15 protein-coding genes are annotated in these 20,268 nt (G+C 70.8%); 4 read left to right on the top strand and 11 right to left on the bottom strand.

Annotation, left to right across the window (positions count from 1 at the left end):
* Window positions 1-35 precede the first annotated feature (35 nt).
* The 5 genes from ACFU8W_RS30305 to ACFU8W_RS30285 all read right to left on the bottom strand — a co-directional run bounded on the left by ACFU8W_RS30305 (window position 36) and on the right by ACFU8W_RS30285 (window position 8,717).
* Window positions 36-1,652 carry a succinic semialdehyde dehydrogenase gene (locus ACFU8W_RS30305; protein WP_384043742.1) on the bottom strand — a complete coding sequence of 539 codons (1,617 nt, stop codon included), beginning with the start codon at window positions 1,650-1,652 and terminating at the stop codon, window positions 36-38.
* 110 nt (window positions 1,653-1,762) lie between these two features.
* Window positions 1,763-2,005, bottom strand: a complete 243-nt coding sequence (locus ACFU8W_RS30300) for a hypothetical protein (protein ID WP_384043741.1) — start codon at window positions 2,003-2,005, stop codon at window positions 1,763-1,765.
* 161 nt (window positions 2,006-2,166) lie between these two features.
* Window positions 2,167-3,813, bottom strand: coding sequence for a serine/threonine-protein kinase (locus ACFU8W_RS30295; protein WP_384043738.1), 1,647 nt, complete (start codon window positions 3,811-3,813; stop codon window positions 2,167-2,169).
* Between the two features lie 126 nt (window positions 3,814-3,939).
* Complete coding sequence (locus tag ACFU8W_RS30290; protein ID WP_384043735.1) at window positions 3,940-6,597, bottom strand: protein kinase; 2,658 nt, start codon at window positions 6,595-6,597, stop codon at window positions 3,940-3,942.
* Window positions 6,598-6,764: 167 nt separating this feature from the next.
* Window positions 6,765-8,717 (bottom strand): serine/threonine-protein kinase, encoded by a 1,953-nt coding sequence (locus ACFU8W_RS30285; RefSeq protein ID WP_384043732.1) that lies wholly within the window; start codon window positions 8,715-8,717, stop codon window positions 6,765-6,767.
* A gap of 119 nt (window positions 8,718-8,836) precedes the next feature.
* Between ACFU8W_RS30285 and ACFU8W_RS30280 the strand changes: the two genes are divergently transcribed.
* Window positions 8,837-9,925 (top strand): serine hydrolase domain-containing protein, encoded by a 1,089-nt coding sequence (locus ACFU8W_RS30280; protein WP_384043729.1) that lies wholly within the window; start codon window positions 8,837-8,839, stop codon window positions 9,923-9,925.
* Window positions 9,926-9,961: 36 nt separating this feature from the next.
* On the opposite strand, the gene ACFU8W_RS30275 is transcribed toward ACFU8W_RS30280, so the two are convergent.
* Window positions 9,962-11,668, bottom strand: a complete 1,707-nt coding sequence (locus tag ACFU8W_RS30275) for a glycerol-3-phosphate dehydrogenase/oxidase (protein ID WP_384043727.1) — start codon at window positions 11,666-11,668, stop codon at window positions 9,962-9,964.
* A gap of 249 nt (window positions 11,669-11,917) precedes the next feature.
* On the opposite strand from ACFU8W_RS30275, the gene ACFU8W_RS30270 reads away from it, so the two are divergent.
* Window positions 11,918-13,180: a nucleotide sugar dehydrogenase gene (locus ACFU8W_RS30270; RefSeq protein WP_384043724.1), complete on the top strand. Its 1,263-nt coding sequence runs from the start codon at window positions 11,918-11,920 to the stop codon at window positions 13,178-13,180.
* Between the two features lie 105 nt (window positions 13,181-13,285).
* Window positions 13,286-13,876, top strand: a complete 591-nt coding sequence (locus tag ACFU8W_RS30265) for a hypothetical protein (RefSeq protein WP_345515033.1) — start codon at window positions 13,286-13,288, stop codon at window positions 13,874-13,876.
* 66 nt (window positions 13,877-13,942) lie between these two features.
* Here the strand turns inward: ACFU8W_RS30265 and ACFU8W_RS30260 are convergent, their stop codons facing one another.
* The 4 genes from ACFU8W_RS30260 to ACFU8W_RS30245 form a co-directional block, all read right to left on the bottom strand.
* Window positions 13,943-15,067 (bottom strand): GuaB3 family IMP dehydrogenase-related protein, encoded by a 1,125-nt coding sequence (locus tag ACFU8W_RS30260; protein ID WP_030914322.1) that lies wholly within the window; start codon window positions 15,065-15,067, stop codon window positions 13,943-13,945.
* A gap of 104 nt (window positions 15,068-15,171) precedes the next feature.
* Window positions 15,172-16,677: an IMP dehydrogenase gene (gene guaB, locus ACFU8W_RS30255; protein WP_345515032.1), complete on the bottom strand. Its 1,506-nt coding sequence runs from the start codon at window positions 16,675-16,677 to the stop codon at window positions 15,172-15,174.
* Window positions 16,678-16,816: 139 nt separating this feature from the next.
* Window positions 16,817-17,392, bottom strand: a complete 576-nt coding sequence (locus ACFU8W_RS30250) for a sigma-70 family RNA polymerase sigma factor (protein ID WP_030084428.1) — start codon at window positions 17,390-17,392, stop codon at window positions 16,817-16,819.
* Between the two features lie 279 nt (window positions 17,393-17,671).
* Window positions 17,672-18,283: a response regulator transcription factor gene (locus ACFU8W_RS30245; protein ID WP_003948568.1), complete on the bottom strand. Its 612-nt coding sequence runs from the start codon at window positions 18,281-18,283 to the stop codon at window positions 17,672-17,674.
* A gap of 414 nt (window positions 18,284-18,697) precedes the next feature.
* Between ACFU8W_RS30245 and ACFU8W_RS30240 the strand changes: the two genes are divergently transcribed.
* Entirely contained in the window at window positions 18,698-19,030 is a 333-nt protein-coding gene (locus ACFU8W_RS30240) for a WhiB family transcriptional regulator (protein WP_266982485.1), read from the top strand.
* An 85-nt stretch (window positions 19,031-19,115) separates the two neighbouring features.
* On the opposite strand, the gene ACFU8W_RS30235 is transcribed toward ACFU8W_RS30240, so the two are convergent.
* Window positions 19,116-20,006 (bottom strand): LysR family transcriptional regulator, encoded by an 891-nt coding sequence (locus tag ACFU8W_RS30235; protein ID WP_345515031.1) that lies wholly within the window; start codon window positions 20,004-20,006, stop codon window positions 19,116-19,118.
* Window positions 20,007-20,268 lie beyond the last annotated feature (262 nt).

Genomic DNA, 20,268 nt, shown 5'->3' with positions numbered 1-20,268 from the left:
GCGAAAAGGACAGAACGTGCTGCGGTGTGACGCGGTCAGCGCAGGCGGAACGCCTTCATCGCCTTCAGGCTGCGGCTCATGAACGCCGCGTACTTCTCGTCGTCCATCCCGAAGGACGGGGCGAGCGGGACCAGCCTCTGCTGGGCGACGGTCTGGGCCTCGGTGTACTTGAGGATGCCCTCGGAGCCGTGCCGCCGGCCGAGACCGGAGTCCTTCATGCCGCCCATCGGGGACTGCACGCTGCCGTACGCGGGGGCGTACCCCTCGTTGATGTTGACCGTGCCGGTCCGCAGCCGGGCGGCGACCTGGTGGCCGCGCCGGGAGTCCTTGGTCCAGACGCTGGAGTTCAGGCCGTACGGGGTGGCGTTGGCGAGGGCGATGACCTCGTCCTCGTCGGAGAAGCGGTAGATGGAGACGACCGGGCCGAAGGTCTCCTGGGTACAGACGGCCATCGGTGCCTCGACGCCGTCGAGGATGGTCGGCTCGTAGAACAGCGGGCCGATGTCGGGGCGGGCGACGCCGCCCGCGACGAGTGTGGCGCCCTTCTCGACGGCCTCCGCGACATGCTGCGTGACGGTCTCCAGCTGGCGTTCACCGACGAGCGAACCCATGTCGGCGCCGTACGCGAGGGAGCTGCCGAGCCGCATGGCCTTGGTACGGGCCGCGAACCGCGCCACGAAATCGTCGGCGACCGACTCGTGGACGTACAGCCGCTCGATGGAGATGCAGAGCTGTCCGGCGGAGGAGAAGCAGGCGCGGACGGCGCCCGCGGCGGCCTTCTCCACGTCGGCGTCCTTCAGGACCAGCATGGCGTTCTTGCCGCCGAGTTCCAGCGAGACGCCGACCAGGCGGGCGGCGGCTCCCTGGGCGACCTCACGGCCGGTACGGGTGGAGCCGGTGAACGAGACGTAGTCGGCGTGCTTGACGACCTCGGGACCGACGACCGGTCCGTCACCGAGGACGACCTGGAACACCTCGGCGGGCAGCCCGGCCTCGATCAGCAGGTCACGGGCCCAGAGCGCGGTCAGCGCGGTCTCCGTGTCGGGCTTCATCACGAGGGCGTTGCCGGAGACGAACGCGGGCAGCGCGTCGCCGACGGACAGCTCGAAGGGGTAGTTCCACGGCGCGATCTGGCCGACGACGCCGCGCGGCTGGCGCAGTTCGGTGACCTTGGTCAGCGTCGGTACGACACCGGTGTGCCGCTTCGGCTTCAGATACGAGGACACCTTGCGCCCGTAGTGCCGGGCGGCGACGGCGACCGCCTGGATCTCCTCGTGGGCGTGCAGGCGGGCCTTGCCGGTCTCCAGCTGGATGAGGTCGAGGACCTCGGCCTGGCGCTGGAGTACGAGGTCGTGGAAGCGGAGCAGGACAGCGGCCCTGGCCCGGACGGGGGTGGCGGCCCAAGCGGGCTGGGCGGCGCGGGCCCGCGCGAAGGCTTCGGCGACGTCCTCGGGGGTGGACTCCGGCAGGTCGGCGAGCTTCTCCCCGGTGAAGGGGGTGTGGTTCGCGGTGCGGCCGGAGCCGACGACGCCACGGGTCAACTGGGCGACCACCTCGGGCGTCACCACATCGGCGGCTGTGCGCGCGCCTGCGGGAGCGGCGGCCACAGGGTTCGAACCAAGGTGGGCCACAGAGGCCTGCGAGTCCGTCATGGGGCGAGAGTATGTCCAGCCGCACACTTTGGGTACCCGCCGGTAACAGGTTTTCACAGTCCCCACAAATCAAGCCAGCGATCACTGGCTGCATATTTGCTGATCAGGGGCTATCTGCCGAGCCGGACGGGCCGGCCGGCCCTTGGCCGAACAACTGCGGCAGCGGAACGCCGTCCTCGGCGGGCCGCGGTGAGGGAGTCCGGTGCCGCGTCGAACGCGTCGGCGACCCGCATCGCGCCCAGCGGTCCGCTGGACACCGGGGTCTGGACCCCGGTGCCCACCCGGAACGCCTGGTCCGCCGACATGCAGAAGACCCGCTTGTCGTCCGTGGAGCGGGTGAAACCGTTCGGCACGACGCGCGAGAAGCCTGCGGGGTCGTGAACGCGGTGGTAGCCCTCGGGGAGCGGGGCGGACGGGCCGGTGCGGGTGCCGGGGCCGTTCGGCGAGGCGGCTGCGCCGGACGCGGGCGCAGCCGCCGTCCCGGATGCGCATCATGCCGCCCGCGCAGGCACCGTCAGCCGGCGTCACCCGGGGCGCGCCAGCCCCGCAGCATCGTGTCGAACTGGTCCCGCGTCGTGTCCCAGTCCTCCGCCGGACCCGACATGTACAACGCGTACTCCGGGCCGCCGTCCTCCGCGAAGTACATCTGGTCGATCGCGTGGCGCGGGCCGGGGTGATCCTTGGACTCGGTCCAGGTGAACTCCCAGAGGGAGCCGGGACGATCGCGGTAGAGGTTGGAGTGGAGTGTCTTGCGCTCATAGGCGGGCAGCCGCTCGGTGAGCGTCTTCTCCAGGTCCACCATGTGCATGTACGGGTTGTCGAAGTCGGGCTCCGGGTCGACGCTGATCCGGATGTAGTGCTCGCCGTCGTCCGGGGTGTAGTCGACGTTCTGGCCGTCCACCCGGCGTTCCCAGCCGTCGGGGACGACCAGACCGAACCCTTCGGGGTCGGTCACCGGGTGCCAGCCCTCGGGCACTGCCTTGGCGGAGGGGCCGGGCCCCGGATCCTGGGACGAGGTGCGCGGCGGAGTGTTCGTCGCACGGACCGTCCCGCCCTCCGTGCCGCCCGTCCCGGAGCTCCCGCCGAACTTCATCGCGGCCAGCCCGGCGCCGCCGCCGACCAGCGCGGCGAGCGCGATGACCACGACCGTCGTACGCCACCGGCCGCGGCTGCGACGGGTCGCCGGGGCCGCCGTGAACTGCGGTACGGGGCCGAGTGCCTCCGTCCCGGTACCTGCCGTACGCCCCGTTCCACCCGGGTCCGTCGCCCGCAGGGCTTCCTCGGGCACTCGCTGCGTCGGTACGTACGCCTGCGCCGCCCGGGGCTCCCGCCCCTCCATCGCGTCCAGCAGCATCCGTTCCGTCTCGGCCGCCGATGGCCGGTCCGTCGGGTCCTTGCGGAGCAGCGCGACGATCACCGGGCCGAGCGCGCCGGCCCGGGTGGGCGGCGGCGGTTCCTCGCTGACGACGGCCTGCATGGTGGAGATCGGGGACGTACGGCGGAACGGCGAGCGTCCCTCGACCGCGGAGTAGAGCGTGGCGCCGAGCGACCAGAGGTCGGATGCGGGACCGGGATCGCCGCCGCGTACCCGCTCGGGCGCCAGATAGTCGATGGACCCGACGAGTTCACCGGTCCTGGTGATGGTCGTGTCGCCCTCTATGGCGGCGATGCCGAAGTCGGTGAGCAGCACCTGCCCGTCACGGGCGAGGAGTACGTTGCCGGGCTTCACGTCCCGGTGCAGCACACCGGCGCTGTGCGCGGCGCGCAGCGCGCTCAGGACATGGAGACCGATCCTGGCCGCCTCGCGCGGCGCGATCTCGCCACTTTCCTTGGTCGCGTCGGCGAGTGACGGCCCGTCGACGTACTGCATGACGATCCAGGGCCTGCTGTCGTACTCGACCACGTCATGGACGGTGACCACGCCGGGATGAGTGATGCGGGCCGCGGCACGGGCCTCCTTCTGGGTCCGGGCATGGAGCACGACCCGGTCGGCCTCGGCGACGTACAGCCCGGCGGTCAACTCCTTGACGGCGACCGTGCGATGCAGCACTTCGTCATGGGCACGCCACACCTTGCCCATGCCGCCGCGCCCCAGGACTTCACCGAGCCGGTATCTTCCGGCCAGTACCAGCCCCGCGTCCGTACCTTGTGATTGCTCCACGCTTCCCCGCCCCCGTTTCCTTCGGATGTCAGGTTACGGAGGGGGACTACGGCCACGGAACCTCGCACCGCCCACGAAATCGCACTGTGATGCTTGTCGCGCGGACGCCGTTCTCCTGGCGGTGACTCAGGAGTTCACGCGGTACGAGGCGATGGCCTGTTCATAGACCGCGGTCACCTTGTCCCGCTCGTTCTCCGGGCCGATCACCTGGATGACGTGGTAGCGGCCGTCGACGATCATCGCGAGGTTGCGGACGTACACTTCGTGCCCGGACTCGTCCTGCCAGGTGAACTGGCCTTCCGCCATGGCCTGTCGGCCGACGTCGATACGGCGCAGCCCGGTCGCCGATGACCAGCTGGAGTCCCGGAAGGGCTGCAACTCCTGTTCCTTCTCGCTCTGGTAGACGAGGGGGTCGCTGCCGTTCGCCTTCACGGTGTCGCGGCCCGGCACGACCAGCAGGCTGAACCCGTCGCTGCCGTACCTGACCTGACGGTCGGCGCCACCGGTGCTGCGCTGCCAGCCCTTGAGCACGCCGACCTCGAAGCCCTCGGCGTCCTTGCGCAGGGTGTAACCGGGTGCGAGCGCGACGGCTGAACGGCTGGTCTGCGGCTGCTCCGCACCCGGCGACCCGGACGGTGACGGCGGCTCGGACTGTGCCGGGGGCTTCCCGTCGGAGGAGTCGGGGGAGCCGGTGTCCGCGGCCGCCGGGGCCGAACCCTTGGAGCCGGAGGGGGCGCCCTGCCCGGCACCGCTGTCCGCCTTGGGCATGAACATCACGGCGTACGCGATGGCGGCGGCCATGCCCAGCAGGATCAGCACGAGCAGCAGCCGTCCGAGCCGCCGCGGCGCACGCCCCCCGCCCTGCCGGGGGCGGGGCGGAGTGCGCAGCGCCTTGGGTCCCTTGGGCTCGCGGGGCGGCCGTGGCTTCTCGTACCGCTCGGGCCGCTCCCTCGACTGGCGGTGGCGGCCGTGCGCGGAGGCGCTGCCCATGCGGCCGCGGCGCCTGCGGACCAGCTCGCCCCGGCGGCGCACGACGGGCAGCCGGGTGCCGTCGACGGACGGCAGCGGCACGACGTCGAGACCGGCCTCGGGCTCGGGCGCCGATCGGACGAGGGAGCGCAGCCAGCCGCGCAGCTCCTCGAAGTCCGGGCGTTCGGTGGGGTCCTGGCGCAGCAACGACTCCACGACCGGGCGCAGCGGACCGCACTCCTCGGCGAAGGCGGGCGGCTCGCCGCAGACCATCTGGACGAGCTCGGCCGCGCTCTCCTCGGGGTACGGGGCATGGCCCTGAACGGCGCGGTAGAGCAGGGCGCCGAGCGCCCAGAGGTCGGTGGCGGGGCCGATGGGCGGTGCCAGCCGCCAGTTCTCGTGCACCGGTCCGGCCTGCTCGGGTGCCCAGCGCTCGGTGACGGCGCCGACGACGGCGATCCGTGCCTGCCGGGCGCGCTCGGCGGCGAGGGTGGTGGCGGGGCCGCGGTAGGCGGGGGCTCCCTGGCCACCGGCGACGATGTCGTCCCAGCGGCCGGAGGCGGACTGCTGTTGGTGCTCCTGCTGCTGAGGTGCGGGGTTGCCGTCGCGACGGGCGTCGGCGCGCAGGGCGTCCTCGTTGGAGCCGCCCGCGGGGACAGGGCGTCCGAAGTCGACGCCGTCGCCCCATGAGCCGATCAGGTTCATCCGCCGGTCGGTCGGCCCCTCGCCACGGTGGCCTCCCTCGCCACTGTCACGGCCGTCGCTGCCGTACGGGGGCCCGTACTCGTCGTCGTCCTCGTCGCCCTCGTCGTCGTACGGGTCCGTCGCGGTGGGGCCCCACCCGCCCGTGACCTGCGTGCGGCCGGTGTCGGGCGGTCCGTGGCGCTGAACGGGGAGGCTGCCGGTCCGGTTCGCTTTCTCCGGCTCGCCCGTCCGGGCATGTCGCTGGTCCTCGCTGACGCGTGCGGCGGCGCGGGCGCCCGCGCGGTAGGCGGCGATGGCTCCGGCGCGCGCGGCCCGCAGCTGCGCGGACCCGCCCGCGCCGGGGGCGGCCGCGTCGGGGTGCAGCAGCGACCGTACGGCCTCCAGCTCACCGGCCGGGCCGCGCGAGGACGGCAGCTCGACGGGGCCGGGCGGCCCGGCTCGTTCGGCGGGCTCCGCGGGCGGTGCGTACGGACCGGTCGGGCCCGACTCGAGCGCGGGCCGCCCGTACCCGTCCTCGGGCTGCGGCGTCGGCACATACCCGCACAACGCCTCCTCCGCCGCCCCGGCCGCCAGGCCGGTCAGCATGACGCGTCCGTCGTCGCAGATCAGCACCGTACGGACGGTGATGTTCCGGTGGGTCCAGCCGTGCGCATGCAGCACGCGCACGGCCGTCAGCACATCGGAGCCGATCTCGGCAGCGCGGTACGGATTCAGCGGCCGCTCGGCGAGCAGCGCGGCCAGCGGACGGGCCGCGACCAGTTCGCTCACGATCCAGAGCGATCCGTCCTCGGCGAACACGTCGAAGACCTGATCGAGTCTCGGATGGTCGGGCACCCGGGCCGCGGCCTGCGCGGCCTCGATCGCGCGCCGGACCGCGGGGTCCGTGGACCGCCGCACCGTATGCCCGCCGGACCGACGCACCGCCGGTGGCGGCCCGTCCCCCTCGAGCACCTCGGCGTCCACGACCTCCGGCAACGGCACCTGCCGCACCCGGACTTCCTGTCCGCTGTACGTGTCGAACGCCCGGGTCTCGACCAGTTCGTCCTCGTCGGAAGGCGGCAGCGGCAGGCGGTAGCGGTCGGCAAGCACCCGACCCGCATAGTCGTCCACGACGCCTCCCCAGAGCGCGCTGTCCCCCGGTCACGGAGACCGCAACAACCGTCAATTGCGGTCACATACTGTGCAATTCACCTACGGTTATGGCTGCGCACGGTCCTCGGCCTCTCACGATACGTGGCAAGTGCGGGCCGCGCGGCAGGGTCGAGGCAACCCGCCGCTCAGTCCTTGGGCCGGAACGTGGCGAACGCCGTCTCACGCACGGTCCGGCACGCCTCGCCGTTCCACTCGCTCGCCTTGCAGCTGACCATGATCGAGTAGCCATGCGTGGCGTCGACCTTGAAGCCCCGGTTGAGCACGCGGCTCCGCTGTCCGTTCTCATTGCGCTCGAACTGCCAGTCAGCGACGGTCGGATAGCCGTTGAACTCGACCGCCTTGATCCCGAGGTGCCGGTAACCGCTGCTGGTGGCCGCGATATAGCCCTTGGCCGCGTTCCAGGCCGCGGCGGCGTCGTCCTTGGGAGAACTGTTGTAGTCGACCTGGACGCGCGGGTAGCCGCCGTTCACAGCGTAGATCCGGCCGGAGTTGGCGCCCGCGATCTTGTAGGGCGTGAAGTTCTCGGGCATTGCCATCATGAAGTGGAACCGCTTGTCGGTGACCGTCTTGTACCCGTCGGGCAGCGCGCCCGGCTTGCCCGAGTCCGATCCCTTGGGCTCGGAGTCGTCCGACCCCTTGCCGGAGTCGTCGCCCTTGCTCTTGCCGTTGTCCTTGTCCTCGCCCTGATCGGCGTTCTGCCCCTGCCCCTGGTCCTTGCCGGAGCCGGCGCTCGCGGAAGCCCCCGCCGAGGCCGCCGTGTCACCCTTGCCGGAACCGCTGCTCCGGTTGTCCGTGTCGTCCCCGCCGAGCGAGAGCGCCAGGACGGTGCCGAGCACGACGAGCGTGACGACAGCAGCGATGATCGCCAGGGTGCGACGGGGCACCACATCCGTGAGGGGCGCACGGGCCGGACTGTTGGACGAGCCGCCCGGACGCTGCGGCGGTACGCCCCCGGAGGCGGAGGCCGCCGGAACCTTGGGCCGGGCCGGAGTCGCGGAAACGGCAGAGGGCTCGGCGGAGACAGGAGCGGCGACAGCCGCGCCCGCTCCGGGCGCCGCCTTCGCGTTCCGCACGGAACGCAGCGCACCGCGCAGCCGGTCCCGGGCGCCCTCCGCCGCCTCGCCGGGCTTCGACGCCCCCTTGGCGCGGGGAGCGACGACACTTCCGGGCAGCGCCATGACCTGGGTGGAGTCGGCCGGCGGCGGCACCACGGGGGCCGGCTTGTCGGCGGCGTGGATCACGTCGTTGAGCAGGGCCCGCGCACCCGCGTCGTCGAGCCGCTGCTCCGGGTCCCTGGCGAGCAGGCCGTAGATGACCTCCTCCAGCGGGCCCGCGTTCTTCGGCGGGTCGAGCGGCTCGGTCATCACCGCGGTCAGGGTGGCGATCGCCGAACCCTTGTCGTACGGCGGGGAGCCCTCGACGCTCGCGTACAGCAGTCCGCCGAGCGACCACAGGTCCGCGGGCGGTCCCGGCTTGTGCCCGCGGGCGCGCTCCGGCGAGATGTACGACGGTGCACCGACGAGCATGCCCGTCGACGTGACGGACGGGTCGCCCTCGACCTGGGCGATACCGAAGTCGGTCAGCACGACCCGGCCGTCCTCGGCGATCAGCACGTTGGACGGCTTCACATCGCGGTGCAGAATGCCCTCGCGGTGCGCCGAACGCAGCACGTCGAGGATGGCAAGACCGACCTCGGCCGCGCGCTTCGGCGTCAGCACACCGTCCTCGCGCACCGCCTCGGCGAGCGACTTGCCCTCGATGAGTTCCATCACGATCCACGGCCGGTCGTCCTCGTCGACCACGTCGTAGACCGTCACCGCACCGTTGTTGCGGATCCTGGCGATCGCCTTCGCCTCGCGCAGGGTGCGCGTGATGAGCCGACGCTTCTCGTCCTCGTCGATGGCCGACGGGAACCGCAGCTCCTTGACAGCGACCGTGCGGCCCAGCGTCTCGTCGACGGCACGCCAGACCGTGCCCATACCGCCCCGGCCGAGCACCTCCCCGAGCCGGTACCTACCCGCAAGGAGACGTCCATCCGTGTCCCGTTGGGGCTCCCGTGCCTGCTCCGCCTCCGACATGCGTCCCCTCTGCGATCAACCCGCCCTGGCAGAGCGTTCATTGTCCCTCACCCCGGGACCGGTCATGGTGCCGGGTCCGGGGTCCGTCATGATGTGGCCGGAGGAAGGGACTCCCTGCCATGCCGACACTCAGGGCGCTGCGCGCCACCCTGGTGGTGCTCACGCTGTTCGGCCTCGGAACATCGAGCCTGCCCAGCGAACCACACCTCACGCCCGCAGCCGCGTACCTCCCCCGGCTCGTCGCCGAGGGCGGCGCCCCGGCCGCGGCACTTCTCAGCCGGGACGCCTCCTCCGTCCGCCGCGCCACCTACCGTTCCACGGGTCCCGGCATCCGTTTGGCGGACCGGTTCCGGGCAGGCAGCATCACCAAGACGTTCGTCGCGACGGTCGTCCTCCAACTCGCCGGGGAGCACAGGCTGCAGCTGTCCGACACCGTCGACAGCCAACTGCCCGGGCTGATACGCGGCCACCGCAACGACGGCCGCCGCATCACCCTGCGCGCCCTGCTCACCCACACCAGCGGCCTCTACGACTACGCCGCGGCCCCGGACGCGCACCCCGTCTCCGCCGTCGCCGCGATCCGGGCGGCCGTGGCCCACCGCCCCACGAACACCACCGGCAGTTACTCCTACTCCAACACCAACTACGTCCTGCTCGGCATGATCGTTCAACGCGTCACGGGACACAGCTATGCCGCCGAGATCGGACACCGCATCATCGAACCCCTCCATCTCACCGGCACGTCTCTCCCCGGCGCCCGCACCGGCCTGCCCGCCCCGCACGGGCGCGGCTACTCCCGCGACCCGGCCGACGGCACCCTCCGCGATGTCACCGTCCTCGATCCGCGCACCGCGGGCGCCGCCGGAGAGCTGGTCTCCACGCTCGCCGATCTGAACCGCTTCTACGCAGCCCTGCTGGGCGGCCGCCTGCTGCCGCCCGCCCAGCTGAGCACCCTGCTGAACACCGTTACGACACATGGGGTCTACGGCATGGGGATCTATCCGCAGAAACTCTCGTGCGGTTCAACCGTCTGGGGTCACAACGGCCACATCGCGGGCAGCTACGTCCGCACCGCAGCCACCCGGGACGGCCGACACACCCTGACGTTCCGCATCAACACGGACACCCTGACCGAAGCGACCCTCGAACCGGCGCTCCTCGAAGCCGAGTTCTGCCCCGCTGGGCAGAATCGTCACCGCATCTCCTGAAGGGCCGCCGACCGGCTCGGGCCGACGACCGGACCGTCAGATCGGCACGATGTCCGGCGCCCCGAGCCGTGCCGCGTCCGCCGTCAGGTCGTCCGGCTGACGCTGCGACTCCCGCTCCGCCTGCACCCGCTTCTCGTAGTGCTCGACCTCCCGCTCGATCTGCCCCTTGTCCCAGCCCAGCACCGGAGCCATCAGCTCCGCGCATATCCGCGCGGAGCGAGTGCCCCGGTCGAAGGTCTCGATGGAGATCCGGGTCCGCCTCGTCAGGACGTCGTCCAGGTGACGGGCCCCCTCGTGCGAAGCGGCGTAGACGATCTCGGCCTTCAGATAGTCGTCCGCCGCCGGCAGCGGCTCGCCCAGCGAAGGATCGGCGGCGATCAGCTCCAGGATCTCCTCGGTCATGGACCCGAACCGGTTCAGCAGATGCTCCACCCGGGCGACATGCAGCCCGGTGCGGGCCGCGATCCTCGCCCGTGCGTTCCACAGCGCCCGGTAGCCCTCCGCACCCAGGAGCGGGATGTCCTCCGTGACACAGTCGGCCACCCGCTGGTCGAGGCCGTGCACCGCCTCGTCCACGGCGTCCTTCGCCATCACCCGGTACGTCGTGTACTTGCCGCCCGCGACGACGACGAGCCCCGGGGCCGGGTGCGCCACCGTGTGCTCGCGCGAGAGCTTGCTGGTCGCGTCCGACTCACCGGCCAGCAACGGCCGCAGCCCGGCATAGACGCCCTCGACGTCATCCCTGGTCAGCGGAGTGGCCAGGACCGAGTTGACGTGTTCGAGGAGGTAGTCGATATCGGCGCTGGACGCGGCCGGGTGCGCCTTGTCCAGGTCCCAGTCGGTGTCCGTCGTCCCGATGATCCAGTGGCGGCCCCACGGGATCACGAACAGCACGGACTTCTCGGTCCGCAGGATGAGCCCGGTCGAGGAGTGGATGCGGTCCTTCGGAACGACCAGGTGGATGCCCTTGGACGCCCGGACGTGGAACTGCCCGCGCTCACCGATCAGCGACTGGGTGTCGTCCGTCCACACACCGGTCGCGTTGACCACCTGCTTGGCCCTGACCTCGTACTCCCCGCCCGCCTCGACGTCCTCCACCCGCGCACCGACCACCCGTTCGCCCTCGCGCAGGAAGCCGATCACCCGGGCCCGGTTCGCCACCTGCGCGCCGTATCCGGCGGCCGTGCGCACCAGCGCCGCCACGTAGCGGGCGTCGTCCATCTGGGCGTCGTAGTACTGCAACGCCCCGACCAGCGCGTCCTTCCTCAGCGCGGGCGCGACCTGCAGAGCCCGGCGGCGGGAGAGGTGCCGGTGCACGGGCAGCCCGCGGCCGTGCCCCGACGACACCGACATCGCGTCGTACAGCGCGACGCCCGAACCGGCGTAGAACCGCTCCCAGCCCTTGTGCTGCAACGGATAGAGGAACGGCACCGGCTTCACCAGATGCGGGGCCAGCCGCTCCAGCAGCAGTCCACGCTCCTTCAGCGCCTCCCGCACGAGTGCGAAGTCCAGCATCTCCAGATAGCGCAGCCCGCCATGGATCAGCTTGCTCGATCTGCTCGACGTGCCGGACGCCCAGTCGCGCGCCTCGACCAGTCCGGTCGAGAGCCCTCGCGTCGCCGCATCCAGCGCCGTTCCGGCGCCGACCACGCCCGCCCCCACGACCAGCACGTCCAGTTCGCGCTCGGCCATCGCGGCGAGCGCCTCGACACGCTCCGCAGGTCCCAGTGTCGCTGTCCTCACTGCTGCCTCCCGGTAGATCGGGGTGGGTCAGGCACGGGGCTGCGGTCCGACCGGGGGGTCGGGCTCCCGTACCCACCTCTCGATTCTGTCCGCGGTCCGCGACTTCAGCCACCGCCTGTGGACAACACCCGGGCGAAGAGATCCACATAATGCGACATACAGGTCATATTTACGCCTAGTCTGACATTGCGCCGTGCTCAGCGGTTGCGCTTTCTGCTCTCATGGTCTTAGGGAAGGACGGCCACTTCTATGCCCGCAGACCTCGCCGTCATCGGACTCGGTCACCTCGGCCTACCCCTCGCCCAAGCCGCCGTCGCCGCCGGTATCCACACCGTCGGCTACGACACCGACCCACGCCCGTTCGCCGAGCTCTCCGCCGGCCGCACCCCCGTCGAAGGCTCCCTCACGGCCTCGGAGATCCGCCGGATGCTCTCGCGGGGCTTCCGGCCCACCACCGACCCGGCCGAGCTGGGCCGGGTCCGTACCGCCGTGATCTGCGCGCCCACCCCTCTCGGCGCCGACCGCACCATCGACCTCACCGCCGTCGGCGACGCCACCCGTGCCCTCGCCGCCGGACTCCGCCCGCACACCACGGTCCTGCTGGAATCGGCCGTGCCCCCCGGCACCACCGAGAGTTTCGTGCGCCCCCTCCTCGAAGAGGGCTCAGGGCTGCGCGCCGGACGCGACTTCCACCTCGCCTGCTCCCCCAGCCGTCTCGACCCGGGCAACCGCACCCACGTCTACGCCAATACCCCCAAGGTCATCGGCGGCCTCACCCCCGCCTGCACCGAATCGGCCGCCGCGTTCTACGGCCGGCTGACCGACAAGGTCGTACGCGCCCGCGGGCCGCGCGAGGCCGAGATGACGAAGGTTCTGGAGACCAACTTCCGGCACGTCAACATCGCCCTGGTGAACGAGATGGCGGTGCTCTGCCACGACCTCGGTGTCGACCTCTGGGACGTCATCCGGTGCGCCGAGACCAAGCCGTTCGGCTTCGAGCCGTTCCGCCCGGGACCCGGCGTCGGAGGCCACTGCGCCCCGGTCGACCCGGGCTACCTCCCGTACAACAGCCGCACCCCCGGCCACCCTCTGCGGATGGTCTCGCTCGCCCAGGAGATCAACGACCGGATGCCGAGTTACGTGATCCAGCGCTGCGCCACCCTGCTGAACGAACACGGCAAGTCCGTCCGCGGCGCCAGGGTCCTGCTCCTCGGTGTCACCTACAAGCCGGACCTCGCCGACCAGGAGGCGTCCCCCGCCCAGGAGATCGCGACGCGGCTGATGGACATGGGCGCGCAGATCGGCTACCACGACCCGCACGTCCTGGACTGGCGGGTACGCGAACGGCCCGTCCCACGCGCGGACTCGCTGTACGAGGCGGCGGCGAGCGCGGACCTGACGCTGCTGCTGCAACACCACCGTACGTACGACCTCCAGGGCCTCGCCGTGAAGGCCCAACTCCTTCTGGACACACGCGGCGCCACCCCGGCCGGAGCCGCACACCGGTTGTGAGCGCAGTTCCCCAAGGATTTCGGTGGGCGATGTCACAGGCGGCTGCTAGCCTGCGGCGTCACTTCTCGCACAGTCGTGCGCATCCGTCCCAGGGGGAGTCCCACCATGAGCCAGCCCGTGCCGCCGCCGAACCAACCGCAGCAGCCGTACGACGCCCAGCCCGGCGGCAACCCGTTCGCGGGCCAGCAGCCGGGGCAGCCCGGCGTCGCGACCGGCAATCCGTTCGCCGGTCAGCAGCCGGGCCAGCCCGGCCAGTTCGGCGACGTACCGTTCGCACCGGCCCCGGCGCCCGCGCGCAACAACGTCGGACTCGGCCTGCTCGCCGGCGTCGTCGCAGCCGTCGTGGCCGCGGCCGTCTACGGCGCGATCATCGGCGCCACGAAGCACGAGATCGGTTACGCGGCCGTGGGTGTCGGCTTCCTCGTCGGCCTCGCGGCCGGCAAGGTCGGCGGCCGCAACCCCGTACTGCCGGTCCTCAGCGCCGTGATCGCCCTGGTCTCCGTCTACTTCGGCCAGCTGCTCGGCGAGGCGATGATCGCCGCGAAGGAACTCCCGGTCACCGTCTCCGAGCTGTTCTTCGACCACTTCGGCCTCCTGAACGAGGCCTGGAAGGCCGACGCCGACCCGCTCACCTTCGTCTTCATCGCGATCGCCGCGTTCGCCGCGTTCTCCGGGGCCAAGAAGGCCGCGGACTGATCCGGCTCATAGGGAAGGGCCCGGACCGCAGAAGCGGTCCGGGCCCTTCCCTATGTCCGTCACCCATCAACGGCGGTGCTGCGAGTCCGCCACCGTCACCTCGACGCGCTGGAACTCCTTGAGATCGCTGTATCCCGTCGTCGCCATCGCCCGGCGCAGCGCACCGAAGATGTTCATCGAACCGTCGGGGGTGTGCGAGGGGCCGGTGAGGACCTCCTCCGTCGTGCCGACGGAGCCCAGGTCGACCAGCTTGCCGCGCGGCACGTCCTCGTGGACGGCCTCCATGCCCCAGTGCCGGCCGCGGCCGGGCGCGTCCGTCGCGCGGGCCAGCGGGGAGCCCATCATCACGGCGTCGGCGCCACAGGCGATGGCCTTCGGCAGGTCGCCGGACCAGCCGACGCCGCCGTCCGCGATCACGTGCACGTACCGGCCGCCGGACTCGTCCATGTAGTCGCGGCGGGCCCCGGCCACATCGGCGACCGCGGTCGCCATCGGGACCTGGATGCCGAAGACGTTGCGCGTGGTGTGCGCGGCGCCGCCGCCGAAGCCGACGAGGACACCGGCCGCGCCGGTCCGCATCAGGTGCAGGGCCGCGGTGTACGTGGCGCAGCCGCCGACGATGACCGGGACGTCCAGCTCGTAGATGAACTGCTTGAGGTTGAGCGGCTCGGCCGCGCCCGAGACGTGCTCGGCGGAGACCGTCGTACCGCGGATGACGAAGATGTCCACGCCCGCGTCGACGACGGCCTTGGAGAACTGCGCGGTGCGCTGCGGCGAGAGCGCTGCGGCGGTGACGACACCGGAGTCGCGCACCTCCTTGATGCGCTGCCCGATCAGCTCCTCCTGGATCGGAGCCGCGTAGATCTCCTGGAGGCGGCGGGTCGCCGACTCCACGGGCATCTCGGCGATCTCGTCGAGGAGCGGCTGCGGGTCGGCGTGCCGGGTCCACAGGCCCTCGAGGTTGAGGACGCCGAGGCCGCCCAGCTCGCCGATCCTGATCGCGGTCTGCGGGGAGACCACGGAGTCCATGGGCGCGGCCAGGAACGGCAGCTCGAACCGGTAGGCGTCGATCTGCCAGGCGATCGAGACCTCCTTCGGGTCGCGGGTGCGACGACTCGGAACGACGGCGATGTCGTCGAATGCGTACGCCCTGCGGCCGCGCTTGCCGCGCCCGATCTCGATCTCAGTCACGATGATGTGGCCTTTCCCTCTACGTCTGCGTTCCCAGTATCCCCGACACACGGCTGAGGGGCGGTCCCGGTGCGCCCGGACCGCCCCTCACCTGTGGTGATGCGTTACTTCCTGCTGTAGTTCGGCGCCTCGACCGTCATCTGGATGTCGTGCGGGTGGCTCTCCTTGAGCCCCGCCGAGGTGATCCGCACGAACCGGCCGTTGGCCTGGAGCTCCGGGACGGTGCGGCCGCCGACGTAGAACATCGACTGACGCAGACCGCCGGTGAGCTGGTGGACGACCGCGGAGAGCGGGCCGCGGTACGGGACCTGGCCCTCGATGCCCTCGGGGACGAGCTTCTCGTCGGAGGCGACGCCCTCCTGGAAGTAACGGTCCTTGGAGAACGACTTGCGGTCGCCACGGGTCTGCATCGCGCCGAGCGAACCCATGCCGCGGTACGACTTGAACTGCTTTCCGTTGATGAAGAGCAGTTCGCCCGGGGACTCCTCGCAGCCCGCGAGCAGCGAGCCGAGCATCACGGTGTCCGCACCGGCCACGAGAGCCTTGGCGATGTCGCCGGAGTACTGCAGGCCACCGTCGCCGATGACCGGGACACCGGCCGCCTTGGCGGCGAGCGAGGCCTCGTAGATCGCCGTGACCTGCGGGACGCCGATACCGGCGACGACGCGGGTGGTGCAGATGGAACCGGGGCCGACGCCGACCTTGATGCCGTCGACGCCCGCGTCGATCAGCGCCTGGGCGCCGTCACGGGTGGCGATGTTGCCGCCGATGACGTCGACGCCCGACGCGTTCGACTTGATCTTGGCGACCATGTCGGAGACGAGGCGGGAGTGGCCGTGCGCGGTGTCGACGACGATGAAGTCGACGCCCGCCTCGACGAGTGCCTGGGCCCGCTCGAAGGCGTCGCCCGCGACGCCGACCGCGGCGCCGACCAGCAGCCGGCCGTCCTTGTCCTTCGCGGCGTTCGGGTACTTCTCGGCCTTGACGAAGTCCTTGACGGTGATGAGGCCCTTGAGGACCCCGCCTTCGTCGACCAGCGGAAGCTTCTCGATCTTGTGGCGGCGCAGCAGCTCCATGGCGTCCACGCCGGAGATGCCGACCTTGCCGGTGACGAGCGGCATCGGCGTCATGACCTCGCGCACCTGACGCGAACGGTCGGACTCGAAGGCCATGTCACGGTTGGTGACGATGCCGAGCAGCTTGCCCGCGGCATCGGTGACCGGCACGCCGCTGATGCGGAACTTGGCGCACAGCTCGTCGGCGTCACGCAGGGTCGCGTCCGGGTGCACCGTGATCGGGTCGGTGACCATCCCGGACTCGGAGCGCTTCACCAGGTCGACCTGGTTGGCCTGGTCGGCGATGGAGAGATTGCGGTGCAGCACACCGGCGCCGCCCTGCCGGGCCATGGCGATCGCCATGCGGGCTTCGGTGACCTTGTCCATCGCTGCGGAGAGCAGCGGGATGTTCACCCGTACGTTCTTGGAGATGTACGAGGAGGTATCGATCTGATCGGGCGCCATGTCGGACGCGCCGGGCAGCAGCAGCACGTCGTCGTATGTCAGCCCGAGCGTCGCGAATTTCTCGGGCACTCCGTCGACGTTTGCAGTCATGACACCTTCCCCAAATGGCCTTGATCGGTGCGGATGTCCATGCTAACGGCCTCCGGGGGTGTCTCATTCCACGATCAAGATCACCTAGAGGTTCTGTAGCTTCGTACGGAACCTGCGCACGAGGAAATCCGACGCCGCTCTACTGCTCGGCGAGGGCGCGCAGCCTGCTCAGTGCGCGGTGCTGGGCAACCCGGACCGCACCCGGCGACATGCCGAGCATCTGTCCGGTCTCCTCGGCGGTCAGACCGACCGCGACCCGGAGAACCAGCAGCTCACGTTGGTTCTCCGGGAGGTTGGCCAGGAGCTTCTTGGCCCAGGCCGCGTCGCTGCTGAGCAGTGCACGCTCCTCGGGCCCGAGCGAATCGTCCGGCCGCTCCGGCATCTCGTCGGAGGGCACGGCCGTCGATCCCGGGTGCCGCATCGCGGCCCGCTGGAGATCGGCGACCTTGTGGCCGGCGATGGCGAAGACAAAAGCTTCGAAGGGCCTGCCGGTGTCCTTGTAGCGCGGCAACGCCATCAGCACCGCGACACAGACCTCCTGCGCCAGGTCCTCCACGAAGTGGCGAGCATCACCGGGCAACCGGTTCAGCCGGGACCTGCAGTAGCGCAGCGCGAGGGGGTGGACATGAGCCAGCAGATCATGGGTGGCCTGGGCGTCGCCGTCGACGGCACGGTGCACCAGAGCACCGATCACCGTCGTCTCGTCGTCGCGCATCGGACCATGGTGCCTCGATGCCGCTTCATCCGCGGCACCGCGTCCGTAGTTGTGCACCGAAGCGTTATGAGCGGGTGCGCCGGAAGTCATGTCCTGCGCCCTCCCCTTCCGCTCGACCGAATCGTTCCCGAGGAACTCCACATCTCAAGGATGCGTCATCGGCCGGGAAGCGTCACATACCGAGGCAGCCGAGCAGCCGATCGGCGTCCTGCCGCCCCCGTCACCCCGTCCGCCGAAGTGCGGACGGGGAAGCGGCCGGCTACCGGTCATGGCCCGTCATCAGCGGACCAGGCCCCAGCGGAAGCCGAGCGCGACGGCATGCGCCCGGTCCGAGGCGCCGAGTTTCTTGAACAGCCGTCTGGCGTGCGTCTTCACGGTGTCCTCGGAGAGGAAGAGCTCGCGCCCGATCTCCGCGTTGGAACGGCCATGGCTCATCCCTTCGAGCACCTGGATCTCACGCGCAGTGAGCGTGGGCGCCGCACCCATCTCGGCGGACCGCAGCCGACGCGGGGCGAGCCGCCACGTCGGATCGGCCAGCGCCTGGGTGACGGTCGCCCGCAGCTCCGCGCGGGAGGCGTCCTTGTGCAGATATCCGCGGGCACCGGCGGCGACCGCGAGCGCGACACCGTCCAGGTCCTCCGCGACGGTCAGCATGATGATCCGGGCCCCCGGGTCGGCGGAGAGGAGCCGCCGGACCGTCTCCACACCCCCCAGACCGGGCATACGTACGTCCATCAGAATCAGATCCGAACGGTCGGCTCCCCAGCGGCGGAGGACTTCCTCGCCGTTGGCCGCCGTCGTCACACGCTCGACGCCGGGCACGGTCGCGACCGCGCGACGGAGCGCCTCTCGGGCAAGCGGGGAGTCGTCGCAGACGAGGACGGATGTCATGGCCGTCCTCCGCAGCTGATGCGCATCACCTTGAGCCTCCAGGCTGATACAAGTCGTCACCTGTGCGGTTGACGCTCTCGGACATCTGACCGATCGCTTTTTCTGCCAACCGCCTCCGCACTCTCAACGATGGTCACTCGAAAGAGTTACGGGCCCGCGGGGCGGGTTCGGCACTCTACGTGAGGGACCGCGCACAGAGGAGAGCGGCGCGGTTGGTCAAGCCGTCAACCGAACTTTCACTTCAACGTATGCCCCATTTAGTCGGTTTTCTTCCCTTTTACTGGTGTCTGTGGCTAGATTCGCAATCAGTCATATTTACATCTACTAGCACCGCAGATGTACGGTCATGGGCACCGGTCCAACGACGAACGCCAACGACGTTTCCTACCCACCATGGTTTCGAGGGGACAAGCAATGGCAGATTTCTCCCGCCTTCCCGGACCCAACGCCGATCTGTGGGACTGGCAGCTGCTGGCGGCCTGCCGTGGGGTCGACAGTTCGCTGTTCTTCCATCCGGAGGGTGAGCGCGGCGCGGCACGGAGCGCCCGCGAGAACTCGGCGAAAGAGGTCTGTATGCGATGCCCGGTACGCGCCGAGTGCGCAGCGCACGCCCTGGCGGTGCGGGAGCCCTACGGGGTGTGGGGCGGACTGACCGAGGACGAGCGCGAGGAGCTCATGGGACGGGCCCGCAACCGACTGATCGCGGCAGCACCTCCGGGGATGGCCGCCCCATCCGGGCACACCTGACCCTTAGGCACTCCGCACGACAACAGAAGAAACGTTCCTGCACCGCATGCCTGCGGGGCGGGCCAGTGGCATGCGTGGCCCCGGCCTAGCGGGCGGCAGCCAGGGACAGCTGATCCAGCGTGGCCGCCACGGCGGGGACGTGGGCCAGGTCAGGAAGAGTCAGTGCGACGATCTCGCGTTCGATCGCCGGCTCCACCGTCACGGTGCGGGCCCCCTTGGGGCGCACCGACTCGATCGCCAGCGCCGGCAGCACGGCCACTCCCAGACCGGCGCCGACCAGGCCGACCACCGCAGGGTAGTCATCGGTGGCGAAGTCGATCCGGGGGACGAAGCCGGACTCCTCGCAGACCTCCACCAGCTGCCGCCGGCAGCGCGGGCAGCCCGCGATCCAGGACTCGTCGGCCAGTTCACCGATCCCCACCGCGTCCGCACCGGCCAGCCGGTGCCCCTCGGGAACCAGGCCGATCAGCCGGTCGGTGAGCAACGGGCGCACGACCAGGTCCTCCCACTCGCCGCCCGAGGCGCCGTAGCGGAACGCCAGCGCGATGTCGCAGTCGCCCTCCCTGAGCATCTCGACCGAGCGCGGCGGCTCCGCCTCGACCAGGGAGACCCTCGTCCCCGGGTGGGCGGCGCGCAGGGCGGCCAGAGCCCCGGGAACCAGAGTGGAGCTGCCACTGGGGAACGAGACGAGCCGGACCCGGCCGGCCCGCAGCCCGGCGATCGCAGCGACCTCCTCCTCGGCGGCGGTCAGCCCGGCGAGGATGCCGGACGCGTGACGTACCAGCGCCTCACCCGCCTGGGTGAGCCGCATCTCGCGGCCTGTGCGGATCAGCAGCGTGGTGCCGGCCGAGGACTCCAGGGCCTTCATCTGCTGGCTGACCGCGGGCTGGGTGCAGCCCAGTTCGCGCGCAGCGGCGGAGAACGAGCCGGTGGCGGCCACGGCGCGCAGGACACGGAGATGACGGGCTTCGATCACTCTTCAACCATAAGGGCAGCTTGGGTGGGGTGCGAAATATTCGCATGCATCTTTGAGGATGGGGTCGTCAGTGCCCCTCCCGGCAGGCTTTGCCCCGTCGCACCGCCGAGCACGCCCGCTCGCCCCGTCGGCCAAAAGCCCTGGTGGCTGCTTCCTCGAGCTCTCGACTCCGTTCGAGCAGGGGAGACCGCATCCAAGGACGTCCGGCCGCCGTGCGACCGCACGCACCGGAGAACGCCCCTCATGGGCAAACACTGCCGGT

Origin of the sequence: Streptomyces sp. NPDC057565 (assembly GCF_042801455.1) — a bacterium.
GTDB classification, from domain to species: Bacteria; Actinomycetota; Actinomycetes; order Streptomycetales; family Streptomycetaceae; genus Streptomyces; species Streptomyces yanii.
The sequence above is the reverse complement of the archived record's forward strand: the minus strand, read 5'-3'. Positions and strand labels throughout refer to the sequence as shown.